Source organism: Exiguobacterium sp. KKT215, assembly GCF_055635335.1.
Genome location: NZ_CM145756.1, coordinates 525,523 through 545,177, shown reverse-complemented (window position 1 = coordinate 545,177; position 19,655 = coordinate 525,523). Strand labels below are relative to the sequence as shown.

The following is a 19,655-nucleotide window of genomic DNA, read 5'->3' as shown; positions in this document are numbered from 1 at the left end:
CCTCTGTTCTTTAAAGTCACTACTGGAAAAATTCCGCAGATAATATTTAACAATGCCAATACCAAAACATTATAGCAAAAATCCTCACAGTTGATGACCCATTTTTTAAAATTTGGGTTTTTTGGTATGTAAATCTGATAAACTTTGTTAGGAAGAACTTAACAAAAGGAGGAGACAATAGTGCATGTTAGTGAGCGCCTACTCCAGTTGTACGCAGACACGAATGCGACAACACGTACAAAACTACAAGATGTAATTAAACAAAATTTAGGGGACGGAAAATCGTTAAGCATGTCCTTTGAAGAATTGACGGGTACAACGTTAGAGTCACTATCGACGGAAGAAAAATCGGGGTCGGACTTCGCTGCTTGGATCAAAGACGGCAAGAAAGATGCCACGTTTCTTCCATACTATGTGTCTTTACTCGAGATGCATGAGAATGTATTGAACAAAGAAGCGACGGTTCCTCAATCCGCACCAATTGACAAGACAGGCGTCAAGGGGACACCGATCGTGGACAAGACATCGGTATCTATTCCTGAACCAACCGCAGTTGAAACTTCAAAGGCGGAAGATAAAGCACCCGCTTCAAAACCTCGCTACATGCCGGAAGCTCCTGTCCCGTCACGGGCGGAACGAGCCAAGTATCAACGAACAATCGAACCAGCCCGCCCTCGCCGGAAATCCGGCAAATGGATCGGTGTCCTTTTCCTCCTCGCTTTACTCATAGGAGGCGGCTATATCGGGTATCCATATGTTATGGACTTGTTGGAGCCAAAGCAAGAAGCCAAAGTCGTCGAGGAAACACCGAAACCAGATCCTGAGCCAGTCGTCCAAGAGCCCGAAACGAATTATGTCTGGCTCGCCTCGAAGAACGTCAACCTCGTCTCGGAACCGAACGGCACGACCGTCACCTATATAGGAGATATCGGCGACCGCTACGAGATTGTGAAGGAACAAGACGACCATGTCGAAGTGAATTTGGATGGCACGACCGCGTGGGCCCCGCTCGACGCAGTCACAACCGACTGGCCACAACGTGACCTAACGGACAGTGCTCTGCTCGATTGGGTGATCACGAACTTAAACAACGACTGGCTCGGCGAATCGATTCCCGATTTCTTCACCATGAATGAGGCGGCGCTCACGGAGACGCTTGGTGCGCCTTACGGTCGGGAGACGGATGCGTTGAACGCCTATGCGTTCTATAACGGTGGTTTCTTCGTCATTCAACAGGATAAAGTACATGCCATCGACTGGACGAACACGCAAACGACACGCGAGGCGTTCAGTCCACTCGGCGAACCAGTTCTCGAGACAGATGATGCAGTAGTTTACGAGAGTAAGACATATTCACTTCGCTTATTTGAAGGCACAAACGGACAGACCCGGGTGCGCTTGACGGAGAAGTAATCGATAGAGGATTTTGGGAAGGGGTCATTCATATGAACACCATTTTAGTCACAGGCGGTGCCGGCTATATCGGTACCCATACTGTCTTACAATTGCTTGAAATAGGTCATGACGTCATCGTCGTCGACAACTTGTCGAACAGCCGTCGCGAGGCACTTGAGCGCGTTGAAACGTTGACAGGGAAATCGGTCACATTCCATCTCGGCGACATTCTTGACCGAGAACTGCTTGAACAAATCTTTTTGACGCATACGATTGACGCCGTCATCCACTTTGCCGGGCTCAAAGCCGTCGGCGAATCGGTGTCGGAACCGCTCCGCTATTACGAAAACAACGTTGTTGGTACGACCGTCCTTTTAGAAGTGATGAACGCGTTTGACGTGAAACGGATTGTCTTCAGCTCATCGGCGACCGTATACGGTATGCCGGAACGGACACCAATCGACGAGTCGTTCCCGCTCAGCGCGACGAACCCATACGGCCGGACGAAGCTGATGATTGAAGATATCATGCGCGACCTCGCTGTCGCCGACCCATCATGGAGCATCGCACTCCTACGTTACTTCAACCCGATCGGAGCCCATGAGTCGGGTCAGATCGGTGAAGACCCGTTCGACATCCCGAACAACTTGATGCCGTACATCACGCAAGTCGCCGTCGGCCGCTTGAACGAATTGAGCGTGTTCGGTGACGATTACGACACACCAGACGGGACCGGTGTCCGCGACTACATCCACGTCGTCGACTTGGCCGAAGGCCACTTGAAGGCACTCGACTACGTCATGGACCATACCGGTGCCGAGGCGTTCAACTTAGGGACCGGGACCGGCTATAGCGTCCTCGACCTCGTCCATGCGTTCGAGGCCGAGAGTGGAAAAGCTGTTCCGTATCAAGTTACACCGCGCCGCCCGGGCGATATCGCCATGTGCTTCGCTGACCCATCGAAGTCGAAACAGGTGCTCGGCTGGGAAGCGAAACATGACGTCCGCGCCATGTGCCGCGATGCTTGGAACTGGCAATCGAACAATCCGAACGGTTACCGGACATAAGAAAAACCCCTTACACGAGAACATCACTGTTCTTCGGTAAGGGGTTTTGTCATGTCAACTTCAATGATTTCGGGTTCCTTGCCTGGCGTAACGAGCACTCCGAAGTCAAGGACGGCGATCACAATCGCGATACCGGCGAGCGCCCACGCTGCGTCGAACGTGAACTCGCCGACGATTAATCCGAACAAGACGAACGCTGCGAACATCAAGTAGTAAAACTTGCGCCAAATCGTCCGGTACTCGATTGCAAACTCACGGTCCCACATGTAGAAAAATACGAAACCCGCTAATGCGATGAATAACGTCGCGAACATCCAATAAGAGAATGAATGGAACGTCAGGCTCAAGAAATGGACAAATAATGATTGATTCATCGGAATTCGCTCCTTAGGTGTATGTAGGATTTTGTCATGGAAATTCCTTCTATATCCATTCTCCTACCAAATGATTCATGAGTCAATACACCTAAATCACACAATTCAATTTTGAATCAAAAGTCCTATTCAGATTTCACCCAAACAAACCCATACGCATCGAGGTCAATCGTCTCGACCGGTTCACCCGTAAACAGATTTGTCCCGCTCGCTTGCACAGTCACTGGCTCATTACTGACGTTCGTATACAACATGAGTGTCTCTCCTTCACTCTTCCGTTCGACCGTGAAGACGCGTTTGTCGGACGTGTCGATGCGCTGCTCGGCGTAAGGTGAGAACGCCGAGCGTGTCCGTTTGACGTTCAACTGGCTGATGATACCAGAGAACACTTGCAACCGATACGGGTCCGTCTTCAGCTCTTGGATGAGCGCGTCATGGTCAACCGGTGTCTGGACACCGAGCAGCGTCCGATAATCAACGGTCGGTATGCCTTGGAGCGAGAACAGGATGCTGTGAGCCGCGAGAATCATGTCGACGCTCGGATCGATCAAGTTCTTCTCGAACGGGTCGCGTTCATGAATCGACAAGAAGTTGAAGTACGTCTTTCCTTCTCCTGGCGCCTCGATCCGATTCGCCCAGTCGGACAACTTCTTGGCATCTCCTTGCGCAAAGGCGAGCATCGTGTGCGAGGCGAGGTCGAAGTGACAAATCGCATCGGCAACGCTGATGTATGAGCCGAGTGCCTGGACGTCTCCTTCATAGGCAAGAACCAACTGGCCGTGCGGTTTATAGTGATGGAGCACCGCGTGCCACAGTTCGACAACGCGTTGAATGCTTTCCTCGGACATGCCGCGGAACGACTGGACATGGACACGCAGCTTCGTCGCGCCTTGAGCAAGCCGCTCGATGAAGGCGTCCGTCTCTTCGAGTAAATTAAACTGTAGCTCGTTATAGACGTCGGGCTCGGTGTCATACATAAGCTCGAACTCATTCTTGAAGCGTCCGAGGTCCTCATATAAACGGATACGCGGATTAATAGCCGTGTCGGTCGGCTTGGCCGGATATGGGAACAGCGAGACGAGATATAAGTCGCTGATCGATGCCTGGACGTGTTCTTTCAACAGCTCATGAAGCGCGTCCAAGTCCGGACTCCCGTCCGTCGTGATGGAGTTGGCGTCAATCATGAGGACGCTTGTCTTTTCGCTCACACTCTCCCCGTCATGCCAATGATGGCCGTCCCACTTGGCGAACAACTCTTGCCAGTCTTCCGATGTATGGTCGTTCTCTAATTGATTGATGATCGGTTCAACAGTTTCCCAAAGCATGTGATCCCTCCTCAGTGTCTCTTTATCACTCCCACCGATAAACGATTTTCAAACGCAAAAAAAGCCATCCCATGAGGAATGGCTTAGTTCATCAAGCGCTGCAGCTCAGTTTGGACATCAGCGAGCGAGGCCGCATCCGGGTTCCAGTAATAAATACCGTCTGACTCCAGACCGCCCGACCCTTCGATGCGGAGCGTGCTGGCGTTACGGAACGCCTTCATATAGTCTGTCGACAACGTCACGAGCTCATTGAACTCGATGTTCGTCTTAGCCCGGTTGCCGGCGACGTCTAACAGCTTCGTCACTTTGTCGACCGAGAAGTCAGAACGTCCCTTCTCGACGATGGCCGCGACGACGGCGCGTTGCCGCTCTTGGCGACCGAAGTCCCCGTTCGGGTCGTCATAGCGCATACGGGCGTATGACAACGCCGAGGCCCCATTCAAATCGACTTGTCCAATCGGATAGTTGTAGCCGTCCGACGAGAACGCGAAGTTGTTCGTCACCGTGATGCCGCCGAGTGCGTCGACCACCTCGGTGAACGCCTCCATGTCCGCCTCGACGACGTAATCGATTGGGATATCGAGTAACTCTTCGACTGTGTTCATCGCCATCTCGGCCCCACCGAACGCATAGGCATGATTGATCTTATCGTTCATGCCTTTGCCAACGATTTCTGTCTTCGTATCGCGCGGGATGCTTAGCATCGCGCCTTCGTCCGTCGTCGGGTTGAGCGTCATGACGATGATCGAGTCACTCCGTCCCTGCTCCCCGTCACGGCGGTCAATCCCAAGTAACAACACCGACACCGATTCCTTCTGTTCGATCGTCTCGACTTGTTTCCGTTCCGGACTGATTTGGAGATTGTCGTTCACTTTCGTCACCGTCTCGTTGACGTCCCGGTACATCGACCAGACGAACAGACCACCGGCGACGAGGAAAATCGTCAGGACGCCGAGCGTGATCGCCAACACCTTTTTCCAGCGTGATTTCTTCTTATGTCTCGCCATGCGTGCACCTGCTTTCAAAATCGTTAGATATGGATATAATTCCCGCTTCACGTGTTGTATTATAGCACGTTGTAAAAAAATGCTAACCATATCTTTTCAATTTTTATGGAAAATGCGTCTTATAACGGGTGCGCCGCATATGGTCGGGCCAGGCCGCGTTGATTTCGGCCCCAAGCAGCATCGTCGCCGCCGTCAAGTAGAGCCAAATTTGAAGCAAGATAACGATGCCGATCGTCCCGTACGTATCGCCAAACATCGAGAACTGGTCGACGTAGACGCTATAGCCCGTCGATAGCATCTGCCAAGAGATGACGGCGAAGATGGCACCCGGGAGCGTTTCCGTGATTTTGACATGTTGTTGCGGGGCGATCTTATAGAACAGCGAGAATGCGAAGATGAGGATGATCGTCGACAACGTATAGCGCGCTAAAGTCGCCAATCGGTCGAAATCCTCGAGCTGTGGGAACCACGTATACATGAGCTCGACGAACTCACGGCCAAAGATATGGAACACAATCAAGATGACGGCACCGACGCTGAAGGCGATGAGCGTAAGCAAACCAATCAAGCGACGAACGACGTAGCTCCGGGCCTCCGTCTCCCCGTAGGCGAATACGGTCAGTTTGACGAGACGGGCCGTCCCGTTCGATGCCGACCAGACGGCGATGATGGCCCCGATTGAGACGAGGCCGGCGTTGATGTTGCCGCTGACGTCATAGACAATCGACAGCATGTCCCGAACACTCGAACCCGGGATGAGAATCTCAATCTGTTCGATCAACAAGGCATCGTCGATCCCGAACCACGCCATGACGGCAAACAAGAGGACGAACGTCGGGAAGATGGCGAGAAACCAAAAGAACGCGAGCGTCGCGCTATAGTCGTTGATATGGTGGTCCTTGAACCGATGACGGACGTCGATGACGAGGCGGATTAGGCGGTCGAGCACTCGGGTCACCCCTTTTCTATTTATTATGACATAAAACAAACCGCCCCATCCGATTGGATGAGGCGGTACGTCACTGTTCCATCAATTGTCCGAGATACGACTTCACGTCTTCGAGTGAAGCGGCGTCCGGGTTCCAGTAATAGATGCCGTCGCTTTCTTTCCCGCCCGTTCCTTCGAGGCGAAGGACGTCCTGGTTTTTGAAAGCAGCCATATAGTCGCTCGAGAGCGTCCGGATGTCTTTGAACGTCATGTTCGTCTTGGCATTGTTGCCGAGCACGTCGAGCATGTTGTTGAACTTCGAGATCGAGAAGTCGTCTTTACCTTTATTTACGAGCGCCGTGATGACGTCACGTTGGCGCTCTTGGCGACCGAAGTCCCCGCTCGGGTCGTCATAGCGCATACGCGTGTACGCGAGTGCTTCTGGGCCATTGAGTGTGAGTGCGCCCGGTTCGAACGTATGCTCACCTGACGTGAACGCCAAGTTGTTCGTCACGTTGACGCCGCCGAGTAGGTCGACGGTGTCTTGGAAGCCCTTCATATCAACTTCGGCCACGTAATCGATCGGGATGTCGAGCAAGTTCTCGACCGTGTCGAGTGCCATCTCGGCTCCACCGAACGCGTAAGCGTGGTTGATCTTATCAGAAGTCTCTTTGCCGACGATCTCCGTCTTCGTGTCACGCGGGATGCTGAGCATCGCGCTTTGATCCGTGTTCGGATTGAGCGTCATGACGATGATTGAGTCGCTGCGACCTTGCTCGTCGGCACGACGGTCGACGCCGAGGAGAAGGACCGAGATCGGCTTCTTGTCGTTGATCGCTTCCGTCGTCATTCGTTCCGGGCTGAGGCCCGTCGACTCGTTCAACCGTTCGACGGTCGAATCGACTTGATTGTATAGATATGTAGCTACCCCGACTCCGATGAGCAGGAACAACCCTACTACGATTCCCGCGATGATCGCGATGCGTTTAGCGGGGGAACTCTTTCTACGGCGTTTCTTGACTCTCTTTTTCTTTTGCTCTTCCATGACATAACACCTTTCCTCGAACCCTTGAATGAAATAGACCAGGTTTTAGTTTAGCACGCAAAACATTTCGACTTTTTAAATTATTTGTAAAAAAGGTAAATGATTGCCGAATGATGTCGAAATATTCGTTCGTTTTTAAGTATCGGATTTCCCTCATCAAAAGTTTAGGGTTTCGTCGACATTCCTTTGTAAGAGTACCACGCTTCTGTAAAGGTGAAACCGTTATCACATTTCAGTCATACGCATAAGGTCCTGCTTTTGGATTAGGACCTGTATGAAATCGTGTCAATATTTAGTCGAATGTGCTGTTTTTTAGGTATGTTTCCTTATATTCAAAAACCTTTATGGGACAAATGGATGATTTTTTGTAATAATTGTATTGTTCGTAATGAAAATGTAAATTTAAATCCATTCATTGGTTGGAGGAATCGGCAGATGCGTTATGTCGTCACGTGCTTTTTAGAGAAAGAAGAGCCTTGTTCGTTCATCGTGTACGGGGGATCAAAACATGAGGCAGCGTTCACGTTCGAGAAGACGTTGAAGGAGGCGAGCCCGCTCAATGACTATGTCGAATTGAGTGACGGCAAGCAAGTGAAGGTCGGTTCGATTCTCGCCTATCGAATCGATGACATCCCGCCCCTCTTTTGAAGTCCACTCATATCGGGTAACCCTTATAAGGAAACCAAATCAACGAATGGGGTGAACCGATATGGAATTAGGGATGATCGGACTTGGGAAGATGGGGTTGAACTTGGCGCTCAATTTGACGGAAGGCGGGCACCGCGTCCTCGGCTACGACCCGGGCAATGTGTCGACGAGCCAATTCGAGACGAAACAGTCACTCGAAGAAGTCGTCGACGGGCTCAAAGCGCCACGGGTCGTCTGGGTGATGGTACCGGCGGGCGACGTGACGGAGCACGTCTTGAACGACCTGCATGCGTTGTTGTCTCCGGGGGATATCGTCATCGACGGCGGCAACTCGAACTATAAGGAATCGATGCGGCGGGCCGAGCACTTCAAGGACAAGCTCATCTACTTCTTTGATGTCGGGACGAGTGGCGGCATGGAAGGGGCACGGCACGGCGCCTGCACGATGATCGGCGGAGATTTGGAGGCGTTCGGCAAAATCGAGGAATTGTTCCACGACGTGTCGACGGACAACGGCTATTTGTATGCCGGACCGAGTGGCAGTGGCCATTTCTTGAAGATGATCCATAACGGCATCGAGTACGGGATGATGCAGGCCATCGCCGAAGGGTTCGAGATTCTCGAGAAGAGCCCGTTCGAGTACGACCACGAGCAAGTCGCCCGCGTCTGGAACCACGGCTCGGTCGTCCGCTCGTGGCTGATGGAGCTGACCGAGAGCGCGTTCCATAAGGATGCGAAGCTCGACGAGATTAAAGGGGTCATGCATGCCTCAGGCGAAGGCAAGTGGACGGTCGAGACGGCGCTCGAATACGGGGTACCGGCACCGGTCATCGCTATGTCGCTCATGATGCGGCAGCGATCACTCGAAGAGGATACGTTCTCCGGGAAAGTCGTCGCCGCCCTGCGGAACGAGTTCGGCGGTCATGCGGTGGAGAAAAAATAATCGGGGTAAGCGTCGGTCGAGTCGAACTCGGGCGACGTTTTTTGTATGTCCACTTTGTCAACGTCCACCTATAATCTTTTTTTACGAGGCAGTTTTCCTCATAATGGATATAATAAAATAAACTATTTCATTGAAGCGAGGCGATTGGATGTCAAATGCATGGGATTCAAGTTATAAGGTACGCGCAGTGTTAGATGAACAAAAACAATATCGATACTTATTTGAGTGTACGTGGGGTTTAAAAGAGCGTTACGTCACATTCATCATGTTAAATCCGAGTGTTGGAAATCAAGACCGACCTGATCCGACTTTAAAACGCTGTATCAATTTTGCTAAGGATTGGGGATATGACGGCATTAGGGTCGTTAATTTGTTTGCGGGGATTTCCACTAAGCCTCAGAACTTAAGTTCCATGCCTGATCCAATCGGTCCAGAAAATGATTACTATATCTCAACATATACAAAGGACTCAGAAATGGTCGTCCTCGCCTGGGGTCAATCTATCACATCAAACCTTGCCCGTAGCCGTATGGAGGAAACACTATTCTTATTGAGGGACAAACCTCTATACTGTCTTGCTAAAACGAATTGTGGCACTTATCCAAAACACCCTCTGTTTTTAAGAAGAGACTTAACACCTATCCCTTTTGTTAATCATTGAACATCCGCATTATTATTCTGCAGACCTTACTCATCTTGTTGTCTAAAACCGATTTTTTTAAAGTCGGTTTTTTATTGTAGTATTTGTCACTCTTGCTCTTCATCAAAGAAACGTTGGTACCGATGGAAATCGCGTACATTTTTTTCTAAAAATGTACTAATTTCTGTAAAACTCTTTTCGCTTCAGCAGGCGTATGATGAAAGAGCAGCATATCTTGTGACACAGAAGGAGCCGGCATGATGCGTAAACTTCACGACTATAACGTCTACATCCCGAAAGAGCTGTATGAGCCAGGAGACAGGCCCGTGTTCCGGAGACGGAATCATAACTGGCAGGACATGGAGGCATGCTTTGACAAACTCGTCGCCCAAGCGTTCCATGCGTTCGAGCATGGCGGGTACTTCTTATGTGAGGCGTACGCTCTGGTCCACACCCGTATTCACATGCTCAAGCTGAAACGAACGTGTGAGGATGGCCGCGGCGTCGAGATGCACGTGACTTATTTGCATGAAATGAAAGATATCTACGTCATGTTTTATATTGACGGTGTAGCGACCCGGGCGCGAACGGCCTGGCTGTCGAACGGGATTCTGATTCTCCAGCCGGACTCGTATTCGAATTGGCTCCACTTTGAACCATGCTGGGTCGGGGATCATTTCATCGACGACATCTCGATTTTATTGCTGAAAGAGTTCCGCAAGATCGAGCTCCGATCAAGGTTCTAATGTGAACAGCCCCTAGATGTCTAGGGGCTGTCGCGCTGTCCGTCACTCCATGACGTTGCCTTCCGCCGGGATTGGCGTCTGCTTCAGTAGGTTCGCGAAATGGTAGAGGTTGTAAGCCATGACACGACCGTTCTTTTTCGTGAAGGCGTTGTCGCGGCCGGCATCGATATAGGAGTCACCCGGACCGGCCTCACCGACCCAGTACGTGTCGACGTTCGGCGGGACAGTGAAGCCGATATGGGATAGCCCATATAAGATGGACGCACAGGCATGCTTCGCCCCGTCCTCGTTCCCCGTCACGACGACACCGCCGACTTTGTTGTAATAGATGGCCTGGCCTTTTTCGTTCGTCAAGGCGCTACCACCGTACAACCGCTCGATGACTTGCGTGGCGACACTACTCTTCTCACCGAGCCAAAGCGGTGTCCCGATGATCAAGATGTCGGCAGTCTTCACTTTCTCGAAGATCTGCGGCCACTCGTCCCCGCCCCCTTCATCTTCTGTCACTCCGAACGCGACGTTGTAGTCGACGACACGGACAATCTCCGAGTCGACCCCGAGTTTGTCGAAGTGCGGAATGATATCTTTCATGAGCCCTTCCGTGTGCGAGGTCGTCCCCTCGCCTTTCAACGAACAGTTCAAGAATAAGGCTTTCATCGAATCCCTCCTTAGATGATCAACAGTTAGGTGTTCCCGGTTTAACGAAGGGATATTCGTCATGGTATGTCAAAAACGACCCGTCATCTATGTGATGACGGGTCGTTTTAACAAGGTTAAACAAACATATGTTCGTTTTATAGTACAGCGCAAACAAGCGCCTATATATTCGCTTTTTCTATTCTTAGCGTAGCAAATCCCGCAACATAAGTCTATTCTTTCTCAGCTAGACTCCCTAAAGTAGAGATAGACTCTCGAAAGGAGCACAACGATGGAATCATACCGCTGGGACCTCAACCTGAAGGTCCGCTTGTTCGGTGAAGGCCTGTTCAACCTGTTGTTTTGGATGTACTTCCCGTTCATCACCGTCTATTTTGCCCAGACGCTCGGCGTCGAGCTGGCCGGTCTGCTCATGGCCGTGCCTCCGCTGTTCCTGTTGATCGGCAGTTTGATCGGCGGTTCGCTCGCTGACGAAATCGGACGCCGTCCCGTCATGCTCGTCGGGACGTTCACGCAAGGGTTCTTGTTCCTCGCCTTCGCCTTCTCGACGAACGCCTACGTCGACTATGTCACCTATATCGGCATCGGTTTCATGGGCGCCATCTATAAACCGGCGAGCTCGGCCATGGTCGCCGACCTCGTGCCGACCGAACATTTACGGGATGTGTTCGCGACGTTCATGGCGTCGAACAATATCGGCGCCGTGCTCGGTCCGATTCTCGGGGCAGTCCTCTTCTTCGAGCATCGCCAGGCGCTCCTGTTCGGTTGCGCTCTCGTCCTGTTCGGATACGGAGTGCTGCTCGCGGCGCTCACCCGTGAGACACGGCCGGCCTCACCTGAGAAGACGGTCGCCAAAACATTCCGCACGCAGGGGCGGTCGTATGCGACGATTTTGCGCGATCCGTTGTTCCGCCTCTATTTGATTGCCGGGGTGTTCGCCTTGATTCCAATCATGCAGCTCGACGTGTATGTACCAGTCTATTTGATTGAACAGGCCCCGGCCACGTTCGACGTCTCGAACACGGTCCTGTTCGGATGGCTCGTCGCCTATAACGGGCTCTTGTTCGTCGTTTTCATCATTCCCGTCACGCGCGTGTTCCGGGCGTGGGACGAACGCCGCGTCTTCCTGTTGTCGACGTTCCTCGCCGGGTTCGGGACGTTCCTCGTCGCCTTCTCGTCGAATATCTGGTATTTGCTCGTCGTCACGACCGTGTTCACATTCGGCGAGTTGATCCGCTCCCCGGTCAGCCAGAGCTTCGTCAGCCGCTATGCCCCAGAGGCGTCACGCGGACAATACCTCGCAGCCGATACGCTCCAAAACACGATCGGCAAGTTCCTTGCGCCGGTGACGGTGCTCGCCTCGGGCTTCGTGGCCCCGATTGCCGTGTTCACACTCATCTTGCTGTCGGCGCTCATTGGGATGGGACTGTATGCCAAACTGTTCCACCAGCTCACACAACAAGACGGATGACCGCGGTCATCCGTCTTTCGCCTGTCCATCGAATAATTCCTCGCCCCGCTTCACCCGACCGTCGGGATACTTGTAAGCGACATGCTCGAGCGACAGCTTCGTCGGCGTGTCGAGACCGGCGGCGGCCGTCATGTTATAGAGTCCTTCGCGGAGCGAGATGATATAGTTCGTCACGCGGTAACTCTTCTCGTCGACGACAAGGGCGTGCTGCAGTTTCGGGTCGGTCGTCGCCACACCGACCGGGCACCGGTTCGTATGGCACACTTGCGCTTGGATGCAGCCCACGTTGAACATGAGCCCACGGGCGATATTGATGCAGTCGGCCCCGAGTGCGAGCGCGACGGCAATTTTGTCTGCCGTGACGAGCTTGCCGGAGGCGAACAAGGTGATACGGTCACGAATCCCATATTGCAAGAGTAGTTGATGCACATACGGGAGCGCCGCCTTCAACGGCAGTCCGACCGAATCGGCGAGCTCTTGGTATGTCGCCCCGGTCCCGCCTTCCCCACCGTCGACCGTTATGAAATCGGGGTGTTTCCCGGATGAAGCCATCTCTTGAACGAGTGCCTCGATGTCTGCGAGACGTCCGACGACGAGCTTGATGCCGACGGGTTTGTCACCGATGTCGCGCAGCCGATCGATGAAGCTGAGCAGTTCCTTGTCCGTCTTGAATTCCGAGAACCGGTTCGGGCTGTCAATCGTCACGCCGACCTTGACGTTCCGGATACGGGCGATTTCTTCCGTCACTTTCGCGCCATCGATATGGCCACCCCTCGTCTTCGCACCTTGGGCGAGCTTCAACTCAAAGGCACGCACTTGCGGAATCTCACTCTTCGCTTTGAATGCCACTTCGGAGAACGCCCCGTCCTCGGTCCGGACGCCGAACAGCGCCGGTCCGATTTGACAGATGAGGTCGACCCCGCCTTTTAAATGATGGTCCGACAGTCCACCCTCGCCGGTATTCATCCACGTCCCTTTGGCCCGACCGAGTCCAATCGACAGCGCCGTGATGGCGTTCTCGCCAAGCGAACCGAAACTCATCGCCGACTGACCGACGAGACCGCGGACATGGAACGGCTCCCGACACGTCTGTTTCCCGATGACGATGCTGTCCTCTTCCGTCAATAAGTACGGTCCGACCTCACGTTCGACGATTCGTTCCTTGCGGGTGAACAAGTTATCCTCTTCGACTTGATAGAGGTGCGTCGTCACGGTCTCGCTGTTATCGATGCGGAGCTCGTTCCGGTTCGTCGGATAGAGCACGTTCTGCAGATAGAACCCGCCCCGCTCGAAGTCTCGCTCCGAGCCGAACCCGATAATGCGCGACTTATATTTCCCGGAAATAACGGCCGCCTCATAGTCGTTCCGCGAGAACGGTTTCGCCTCGTTGTCGTTCAAGAACAAGTATTGGCGCATCTCGGGCCCGACCTTCTCCAAGATATAGCGTACCTTGCCGAGAATCGGGAAGTTGCGGAGGACGGAGTGCTCACGCTGATGGCGGTCCTTGCGCCATAGATAGAAGACGAACAGGAACGGGGCGGCAATCATCGACACCATCAGGACGAGCACGATGGCGAGCATCGTCGTATTCACGGACATGGGTGTCTCCTCCCTCACGTATAGTCCTTATCCGATACCACGGGCCACCATTCCTGAAACGAAAAAAGACCGACGTTTCCGTCGGCCATCACTTCTTGATCAATTTGCTCGCTTTGTCGACTTTTTCTTTGTCGTGCTTCAACTGCTTTTCGATATCGTACGCCATATACATGTCGTTTTTAATCATATAGTCGGCAATCTCGGCATGATCTTCAATCGCTTGATTCAATTGCTGGATGAGCACTTTCCGGACTTCTGGTGACGCCGTCTCGGTCACAGCAACCGCATAGGCCCGAACGGCCGACTTCGCCGTGATGAGTAAATCGGTCGCAATCAGTTCGTCCCGCTGCTTACTGGCACGTTTCAAATTTTCGGTGATTCCCATATGTGTCTCCTCCTTACGCCTTATTCGGCAACAATTGTTTCAGTTCACTGATCGCTTGTTCGGTGTTCTTCAAATGCTTCCGGGCGATCTTCTGAAGCTTTTCGTCCTTGATGAGCGGTTCGCTCACATACCCTTTGACGAGCCCTGCTTGTTTCAAGGTCAACATCTCATGAATCTCTAGCACCTCATGAATCGCGAGTTTGTTTTTAGCCATCTTCCTTCCTCCTTTTCATCGTGTCGAATGGACATGCGCTTCTTCTCGTTTATGCTTGAGCAGCCATCCGTGGAAGATAAACTCGACGACGGCGGTCACAAGAGCCGTGTAAAGCGCGAGCAAGACGAAACTCGTCTCCGTGCCGATATCGAAATCTAAAATCCACAGGAAGAACCACGTCAAGAAGAAAACGAGACCAAAGTCGGCCAAAGTCGCAATCAAGTTACCGAATTTCCGTAATACGAACATGTCGCCCACCCCATAGGCGATCAGTCCGACCGCAATCGAGATCCAGGCGGCGTGGTACCACGGCACGTCAAACCCGAGCGTCAAAATTGCGATGAAGACGATTAGCAGTGCCCCTAATTTGATACTGAGTGCTTTCCCGTGATTGACTTGCATCGATGTTCCCCCTTTCTCCGTGATGGCGTTTGTACATGGACCCTCTTTCCGTTCCCATAACTGTTCAAACGAAAAGTTTCACGGTCATTATCGGAGGAACATGATGAGCGTCGAAGCATCAGAATGAAAAGGGGATGTCCTCACGCTTGACGTCGAATCGGCTTCGCTCATGACTTAAAAGCATGATTTTCTAGAAATATTTACAATTTGATGTCATGACTTGGGCGGAAGTGATTTCACGGCCGGCCCTTCGATGACTTCCCCGTTCGGTTTGAAACGCGAGCCATGACACGGACAGTCCCACGAGCGCTCGGCTTGGTTCCAATTGACCGTACAGCCCATGTGCGTACAGGCCGACCCAACCATCGAGACGTGTCCGTCGGGATCCCGGTAGGCAGCGACGTGTTCGCCATTATGTTTGACGATGGCACCTTCATCGAGACCGAGCTCATCCACTCGTTTGTCCGTCGGCTTCAATTTTCCTTTGACGAGTTCTTTGGCCACATCGGCATTCGTCTTGATGAATCGGGCCGCGTCCGCAAGCTTCCATTTCGAACGTGTCGGGTCATATAGGTCCTCGTAGCGGTTCGGTCGGTTCAAGATCAAATCAACGATGAGACGGGCCGCCACGATGCCTTGGCTCATCCCCCATTTCGAGAAGCCGGTCGCGACAAACACATGCGGCGTATCGTTCGTCATCCGCCCGATGTATGGCACTTTGTCGAGCGTGATCAAATCTTGGGCTGACCAATGATGGGTGAACGTCTCGGTACCGAAATGTCGTGTACCGAACTCGCCGAGCTTCTCGTAACAAGACAACGTCTCTTCCTTATGGCCCGTCAAATGGTTCTCGCCCCCGAACATGGCCAGTTTCTTGCCATTGTCGAGTTTGACGTGCCGGAGCGAACGGCTCGGCTTGTCGACGCTGATGAACATGCCTTCCGGGAACATGTCGACCTCGGCCGAGACGACGTATGAACGCTCGACTTCCATCTTCGCGAAATAGAGGCCTTTGAAGTCGTTGAACGGGAAGTGGGTCGCGACGACGACGTCATGTGCCTCGATTGTGTGGCCCGTGATCGTGTCGAGACGGTGCGGCGTCCCATATTCGATGCCGGTCACCCGAGTCATCTCATAGAGTGTCCCACCGAGCTCGAGGAACCGGTCCATCAGCCCTTGTAAGTATTTGACCGGATGGAATTGGAGCTGGTCGCGCATGACGGTCGCCTTCTTGACGTCGTATGGCAACAGACCGTTCACTTCGTCCGTGGCGTCACCCCCGTCAATCCCGAGTTGTTCATACGCCTCTTCTTCTTTCTCGAGTAGTTTCGCCGAGCTCGAAGACGAGAGAGAATACATATAGGCGTGCTGGCGCTCGAGGTCACAGTCGATGTTCAGTGTGTCGACTTGTTCCTCGAGGAAACGGAGCGCGTCCATGTTCGCCTCGTAATACAATCGGGCGTTGTCTTCACCGAGCGATTTGACGAGCTCCGTATAAACGACGCCGTGCTGGGCCGAGACTTTGGCCGTGGTGTAACCAGTCGTGCCCGTCGCGAAACGGGCCGCTTCGACCAAGACGACTTGCTTCCCTCGTTCGGCCAACTGCAATGCGGCAAGTACGCCGACGATGCCGGCTCCGACCACGATAACCTCGGTCTGGACGTCTTCATTGAGCGGTTTCAGCGTCTTTACCTTGACGTCGCGCCAATACGATTTCGGAAAATCTTGTAACATACGTGTCCCTCCTCCAAGAAAGTTCAACTGTTTCGAATGCATGGATGAATTACCCTTCATTCGAGAACGAGAAACAAAAAAAGAGACCTGGCTCAGGTCTCTTGGTCGCTCGGGATGACAATTTCATCGAACTGTTGGTCACGGCAAAGGGTGATGGCTTGCATCGCAAGCTGGTAGTCCACTTCCGGCAATGTGATCAGCTCGGTCGGGAGCACCCACTCCTTGTTGTTATACAAATGGATGACGAGTTTGACGAGGATGAAATCCTGCTTCTCGAACGTGTTATCGTCGATGATGGTTGCCGTGCTGATTTTCCCTTGCTCAAGGTCCATGTACGGCAACAGAAGATTCCGAACTCGCTCATTCCCGGCGATCACGTATAGGGCGGAGAAATACTCTTTCTTGACGTCACCGGGATTACTGAGGCGCTGGGCCAACTGTTTGAACACGTCGTAGTGTTCGGTCGTCAAGAATTCAAGGTTGTTCATAGCTGTCGTTCCTCTCTGTATAGACGAAAATCAATCTGTGTATACTAATTCCACCCTTTCGTGAATTATAATCCTTAGAAGATACCCATACCCCTACTTGTATATGTAATTTTTTTTCAAATTCCAGGTTTTTATACATATTGATAGTGGAACTATACCTTTGTCGTGCATTTACCAGTTGTTCAAACAAAGGAGGAGTTCTATGTTTCGCCATCAGAAGGAATTACAGTTCGAAGTGAACGTCGACCGTCCGGATCCGCAGCTCGCCCGTCAAATCCAAGAAGTGCTCGGCGGTCAATTCGGGGAAATGACCGTCATGATGCAGTACTTGTTCCAAGGCTTCAACTGTCGCGGGGAAGAGAAGTATAAGGACATGCTTATGGATATCGGGACCGAGGAAATCGGCCACGTCGAGATGCTCTGTGCCCTCATCTCGCAACTGCTCGACGGGGCGTCACCGGACGACCAGGCCGAGGCGGCTAAAGACCCGGCGACGGCAGCCATCCTTGGCGGGATGAACCCCCAGCATTTGATTGTCAGCGGGCTCGGCGGACTGCCGACGAACTCGAACGGGGTGCCGTGGAACGGGTCGTATATCGTCGCGAGTGGGAACTTGCTCGCCGACATGCGCTCGAACTTGCATGCCGAGACGCAAGGACGACTCCAAGTCGCCCGTCTCTATCATATGACGAAAGATGAAGGTGTCCGGAAAGTATTCCGCAAGATGCTCGCCCGTGACCGCTATCACCAATATCAATGGATGGCAGCCATCGATGAACTTGAGCAGAAGAACGGCGTCATCGTACCAGCAACCTTCACTGCCAAGGATGAGCTAGAGGCTGAGCCACACGGTCTCGAGTTTTGGGACTTGTCGGAAGGCAATGAGTCGAGCCAAGGCAAATGGGCGACGGGCAGCGCGCCGGATGGTGCCGGCGATTTCGTCTATTTGAGCGACCCGGCCCCGCAAGGCCAGAAGCCGGTCATGGACATTCCGGACAAATCGCTCTATCATGACTTGGATGCCCCGGGTGGTGTCGAGAAAGTTGTCAAAAAAGTCGCCGACCAAATCAAACGGAAAATCGAGTAGGAGGGAGTGATTAACTCCCGACCTCTCACACCACCGTACGTACCGTTCGGTATACGGCGGTTCAATTAAGATGTATGACGCAAAGTTTCATAACGTGATACCAGACTTTTGAGCCCTCGGGAACTCCAGTAGGAGTTCCCGAGGGCTTTGTGCAGTATCGGACTTTTTGAAATCCGCCAGTAACCCTTCCGTGAGTTGCCCCATTCATGGGCCTTCCCTTTCGGGATGCCCAGTCCGGTGAGCTTTCTCACTTTTGTGCTCGGCTTCTTCCAACTCTTCCACACGCACATGCGTAGCCTTCTTCGAATCCACGACTCGAGGGTCTTGAACACACTCGGTGTGTCTGCCAACGCAAAGTATCCGCACCATCCCATCAGGTATTGGTTCAGCTTTTGGATACGGACCTCCATCGAGTATGGTCTCTTTCGCGATGTGATGTCGCGGATTTTATCTTTCATCCGGTTCACACTGGCTTTGGCAATCCGTATTTTCGGTTCTCTGTGCTTCGTGAAGCTGAACCCAAGGAACTTTCGTCTCCATGGGCGGTCTACGGCGGACTTGTTGCCGTTCACTTTCAGCTTCAGCTTCCCTTCGATATAGGAGGTCACCGACCTCATGACCCGATTTCCCGCTTTTGGTGTTTTCACATAGATGTTGCAGTCATCGGCGTAGCGGACGAACTGATGTCCACGCTTCTCGAGTTCCTTGTCCAGTTCGTCTAGGACGATGTTCGAGAGCAGTGGGCTGAGTGGGCCTCCTTGCGGAGTGCCTTCCTCGTTGTCCGTCACGACTCCGTTTATCATGATTCCGGTTTTCAGATACTTGTGGATGAGCTTGAGCAGACACTTGTCCTCGATTCGCTTCGCCAGAAGCCCCATGAGCTTGTCATGGTTCACCCGGTCGAAGAATTTCTCCAGGTCGATATCGACCACCCAGCGATTTCCCTCTGCGATGTACCCTTTTGCTTTCTTGACCGCCCCGTGGGCACTCCGATTCGGTCGGAATCCATAGCTGTGGTCAGAGAACGTGGGGTCGTAGATAGACGACAACACCTGGGCGATCGCCTGTTGAATGAAGCGATCCATCACGGTAGGGATGCCGAGCAGTCGCACACCGCCGTCAGGTTTCGGGATTTCGACCCTGCGGACCGGTTGCGGCTGGTAGGTTCCCGACAGAAGCTCCACCTTCATGGTGTCCCAGTGTTCGATGACATGCGCTCGCAGGTTTTGTACGGGCATTCCGTCGACACCGTGGCTTCCTTTGTTCCGAACCACTCGGTTCAGGGCACGTATTAAATTTTCCCGTGACAGAATCTGTTCCATTAACATTCGTTATGCCTCTTTCCGTGAACAACGCTTCTTCTTTATCCAGTCCCTGCTCCACCCTCTTGATGTCCCCAGTGGAATTCACCACGTCCTCCATTCAAGCAAGCCCTGACGGGTTGTCTGTGTTCATCACAGCGACTGCCTGCCAAGATGTTGTTCTCTCTTAATTGTTCGG

The 19,655-nt window shown here is 52.6% G+C and carries 21 protein-coding genes; 8 read left to right on the top strand and 13 right to left on the bottom strand.

The features are described 5' to 3' along the window. The first annotated feature begins 180 nt into the window (after positions 1–180). On the top strand, positions 181–1,413 hold the full coding sequence (locus ACZ2GZ_RS02985; RefSeq protein WP_470295483.1) for a flagellar basal body-associated FliL family protein: 1,233 nt from the start codon (positions 181–183) through the stop codon (positions 1,411–1,413). 32 nt (positions 1,414–1,445) lie between these two features. Continuing rightward, complete coding sequence (gene galE / locus ACZ2GZ_RS02980) at positions 1,446–2,462, top strand: UDP-glucose 4-epimerase GalE (protein WP_470295482.1); 1,017 nt, start codon at positions 1,446–1,448, stop codon at positions 2,460–2,462. A 23-nt stretch (positions 2,463–2,485) separates the two neighbouring features. Here galE and ACZ2GZ_RS02975 read toward each other — a convergent pair whose 3' ends face one another. The 5 genes from ACZ2GZ_RS02975 to ACZ2GZ_RS02955 form a co-directional block, all read right to left on the bottom strand. After that, on the bottom strand, positions 2,486–2,836 hold the full coding sequence (locus ACZ2GZ_RS02975; protein ID WP_470295481.1) for a hypothetical protein: 351 nt from the start codon (positions 2,834–2,836) through the stop codon (positions 2,486–2,488). Between the two features lie 125 nt (positions 2,837–2,961). Continuing rightward, a complete protein-coding gene (locus ACZ2GZ_RS02970) occupies positions 2,962–4,161 on the bottom strand; it encodes an alpha-amylase family glycosyl hydrolase (protein ID WP_470295480.1) in 1,200 nt (399 codons plus the stop codon). Between the two features lie 83 nt (positions 4,162–4,244). After that, positions 4,245–5,168: an LCP family glycopolymer transferase gene (locus ACZ2GZ_RS02965; RefSeq protein ID WP_470295479.1), complete on the bottom strand. Its 924-nt coding sequence runs from the start codon at positions 5,166–5,168 to the stop codon at positions 4,245–4,247. A gap of 103 nt (positions 5,169–5,271) precedes the next feature. Then, positions 5,272–6,117, bottom strand: a complete 846-nt coding sequence (locus ACZ2GZ_RS02960; RefSeq protein WP_470295478.1) for a YihY/virulence factor BrkB family protein — start codon at positions 6,115–6,117, stop codon at positions 5,272–5,274. Between the two features lie 70 nt (positions 6,118–6,187). Continuing rightward, a complete protein-coding gene (locus ACZ2GZ_RS02955; RefSeq protein ID WP_131471353.1) occupies positions 6,188–7,141 on the bottom strand; it encodes an LCP family glycopolymer transferase in 954 nt (317 codons plus the stop codon). Positions 7,142–7,576: 435 nt separating this feature from the next. Here ACZ2GZ_RS02955 and ACZ2GZ_RS02950 point away from each other — a divergent pair, with 435 nt between their 5' ends. The 4 genes from ACZ2GZ_RS02950 (at position 7,577) to ACZ2GZ_RS02935 (ending at position 10,118) form a co-directional block, all read left to right on the top strand. Continuing rightward, positions 7,577–7,789 carry a hypothetical protein gene (locus tag ACZ2GZ_RS02950; protein ID WP_029594793.1) on the top strand — a complete coding sequence of 71 codons (213 nt, stop codon included), beginning with the start codon at positions 7,577–7,579 and terminating at the stop codon, positions 7,787–7,789. 61 nt (positions 7,790–7,850) lie between these two features. Beyond that, the gene (gene gnd, locus ACZ2GZ_RS02945) at positions 7,851–8,732 is read left to right on the top strand and encodes a phosphogluconate dehydrogenase (NAD(+)-dependent, decarboxylating) (RefSeq protein ID WP_470295477.1); all 882 of its coding nucleotides are present in this window, start codon (positions 7,851–7,853) and stop codon (positions 8,730–8,732) included. Between the two features lie 148 nt (positions 8,733–8,880). Then, positions 8,881–9,393 carry a DUF1643 domain-containing protein gene (locus ACZ2GZ_RS02940; protein ID WP_470295476.1) on the top strand — a complete coding sequence of 171 codons (513 nt, stop codon included), beginning with the start codon at positions 8,881–8,883 and terminating at the stop codon, positions 9,391–9,393. Between the two features lie 239 nt (positions 9,394–9,632). Beyond that, a complete protein-coding gene (locus ACZ2GZ_RS02935) occupies positions 9,633–10,118 on the top strand; it encodes a hypothetical protein (protein ID WP_470295475.1) in 486 nt (161 codons plus the stop codon). 42 nt (positions 10,119–10,160) lie between these two features. On the opposite strand, the gene ACZ2GZ_RS02930 is transcribed toward ACZ2GZ_RS02935, so the two are convergent. Further along, a complete protein-coding gene (locus ACZ2GZ_RS02930; RefSeq protein WP_470295474.1) occupies positions 10,161–10,775 on the bottom strand; it encodes a flavodoxin family protein in 615 nt (204 codons plus the stop codon). Between the two features lie 271 nt (positions 10,776–11,046). Here ACZ2GZ_RS02930 and ACZ2GZ_RS02925 point away from each other — a divergent pair, with 271 nt between their 5' ends. After that, positions 11,047–12,246, top strand: a complete 1,200-nt coding sequence (locus ACZ2GZ_RS02925; protein WP_470295473.1) for an MDR family MFS transporter — start codon at positions 11,047–11,049, stop codon at positions 12,244–12,246. 6 nt (positions 12,247–12,252) lie between these two features. Here the strand turns inward: ACZ2GZ_RS02925 and ACZ2GZ_RS02920 are convergent, their stop codons facing one another. The 6 genes from ACZ2GZ_RS02920 to ACZ2GZ_RS02895 all read right to left on the bottom strand — a co-directional run bounded on the left by ACZ2GZ_RS02920 (position 12,253) and on the right by ACZ2GZ_RS02895 (position 17,068). Beyond that, positions 12,253–13,845 (bottom strand): FMN-binding glutamate synthase family protein, encoded by a 1,593-nt coding sequence (locus tag ACZ2GZ_RS02920; protein ID WP_470295472.1) that lies wholly within the window; start codon positions 13,843–13,845, stop codon positions 12,253–12,255. A gap of 88 nt (positions 13,846–13,933) precedes the next feature. Beyond that, complete coding sequence (locus ACZ2GZ_RS02915) at positions 13,934–14,230, bottom strand: spore coat protein (RefSeq protein WP_058764647.1); 297 nt, start codon at positions 14,228–14,230, stop codon at positions 13,934–13,936. 13 nt (positions 14,231–14,243) lie between these two features. Continuing rightward, positions 14,244–14,444 carry a hypothetical protein gene (locus tag ACZ2GZ_RS02910; RefSeq protein ID WP_029594786.1) on the bottom strand — a complete coding sequence of 67 codons (201 nt, stop codon included), beginning with the start codon at positions 14,442–14,444 and terminating at the stop codon, positions 14,244–14,246. Positions 14,445–14,459: 15 nt separating this feature from the next. After that, positions 14,460–14,846 (bottom strand): DUF2512 family protein, encoded by a 387-nt coding sequence (locus ACZ2GZ_RS02905; protein WP_470295471.1) that lies wholly within the window; start codon positions 14,844–14,846, stop codon positions 14,460–14,462. A 213-nt stretch (positions 14,847–15,059) separates the two neighbouring features. Further along, a complete protein-coding gene (locus ACZ2GZ_RS02900; RefSeq protein ID WP_470295470.1) occupies positions 15,060–16,580 on the bottom strand; it encodes an FAD-dependent oxidoreductase in 1,521 nt (506 codons plus the stop codon). A gap of 92 nt (positions 16,581–16,672) precedes the next feature. After that, positions 16,673–17,068, bottom strand: coding sequence for a hypothetical protein (locus ACZ2GZ_RS02895; RefSeq protein WP_470295469.1), 396 nt, complete (start codon positions 17,066–17,068; stop codon positions 16,673–16,675). A 202-nt stretch (positions 17,069–17,270) separates the two neighbouring features. Here ACZ2GZ_RS02895 and ACZ2GZ_RS02890 point away from each other — a divergent pair, with 202 nt between their 5' ends. Beyond that, entirely contained in the window at positions 17,271–18,155 is an 885-nt protein-coding gene (locus ACZ2GZ_RS02890) for a manganese catalase (RefSeq protein WP_470295468.1), read from the top strand. Between the two features lie 65 nt (positions 18,156–18,220). On the opposite strand, the gene ltrA is transcribed toward ACZ2GZ_RS02890, so the two are convergent. Continuing rightward, positions 18,221–19,483 (bottom strand): group II intron reverse transcriptase/maturase, encoded by a 1,263-nt coding sequence (gene ltrA, locus ACZ2GZ_RS02885; protein ID WP_214798647.1) that lies wholly within the window; start codon positions 19,481–19,483, stop codon positions 18,221–18,223. Between the last annotated feature and the right edge of the window lie 172 nt (positions 19,484–19,655).

Coding starts and splice junctions, on each gene's coding strand:
- galE (WP_470295482.1), top strand. CDS start 1,446: ATGAACACCATTTTAGTCACAGGCGGTGCCGGCTATATCGGTACCCAT.
- ACZ2GZ_RS02975 (WP_470295481.1), bottom strand. CDS start 2,836: ATGAATCAATCATTATTTGTCCATTTCTTGAGCCTGACGTTCCATTCA.
- ACZ2GZ_RS02970 (WP_470295480.1), bottom strand. CDS start 4,161: ATGCTTTGGGAAACTGTTGAACCGATCATCAATCAATTAGAGAACGAC.
- ACZ2GZ_RS02965 (WP_470295479.1), bottom strand. CDS start 5,168: ATGGCGAGACATAAGAAGAAATCACGCTGGAAAAAGGTGTTGGCGATC.
- ACZ2GZ_RS02955 (WP_131471353.1), bottom strand. CDS start 7,141: ATGGAAGAGCAAAAGAAAAAGAGAGTCAAGAAACGCCGTAGAAAGAGT.
- ACZ2GZ_RS02950 (WP_029594793.1), top strand. CDS start 7,577: ATGCGTTATGTCGTCACGTGCTTTTTAGAGAAAGAAGAGCCTTGTTCG.
- gnd (WP_470295477.1), top strand. CDS start 7,851: ATGGAATTAGGGATGATCGGACTTGGGAAGATGGGGTTGAACTTGGCG.
- ACZ2GZ_RS02940 (WP_470295476.1), top strand. CDS start 8,881: ATGTCAAATGCATGGGATTCAAGTTATAAGGTACGCGCAGTGTTAGAT.
- ACZ2GZ_RS02935 (WP_470295475.1), top strand. CDS start 9,633: ATGCGTAAACTTCACGACTATAACGTCTACATCCCGAAAGAGCTGTAT.
- ACZ2GZ_RS02930 (WP_470295474.1), bottom strand. CDS start 10,775: ATGAAAGCCTTATTCTTGAACTGTTCGTTGAAAGGCGAGGGGACGACC.
- ACZ2GZ_RS02925 (WP_470295473.1), top strand. CDS start 11,047: ATGGAATCATACCGCTGGGACCTCAACCTGAAGGTCCGCTTGTTCGGT.
- ACZ2GZ_RS02920 (WP_470295472.1), bottom strand. CDS start 13,845: ATGTCCGTGAATACGACGATGCTCGCCATCGTGCTCGTCCTGATGGTG.
- ACZ2GZ_RS02915 (WP_058764647.1), bottom strand. CDS start 14,230: ATGGGAATCACCGAAAATTTGAAACGTGCCAGTAAGCAGCGGGACGAA.
- ACZ2GZ_RS02910 (WP_029594786.1), bottom strand. CDS start 14,444: ATGGCTAAAAACAAACTCGCGATTCATGAGGTGCTAGAGATTCATGAG.
- ACZ2GZ_RS02905 (WP_470295471.1), bottom strand. CDS start 14,846: ATGCAAGTCAATCACGGGAAAGCACTCAGTATCAAATTAGGGGCACTG.
- ACZ2GZ_RS02900 (WP_470295470.1), bottom strand. CDS start 16,580: ATGTTACAAGATTTTCCGAAATCGTATTGGCGCGACGTCAAGGTAAAG.
- ACZ2GZ_RS02895 (WP_470295469.1), bottom strand. CDS start 17,068: ATGAACAACCTTGAATTCTTGACGACCGAACACTACGACGTGTTCAAA.
- ACZ2GZ_RS02890 (WP_470295468.1), top strand. CDS start 17,271: ATGTTTCGCCATCAGAAGGAATTACAGTTCGAAGTGAACGTCGACCGT.
- ltrA (WP_214798647.1), bottom strand. CDS start 19,483: ATGTTAATGGAACAGATTCTGTCACGGGAAAATTTAATACGTGCCCTG.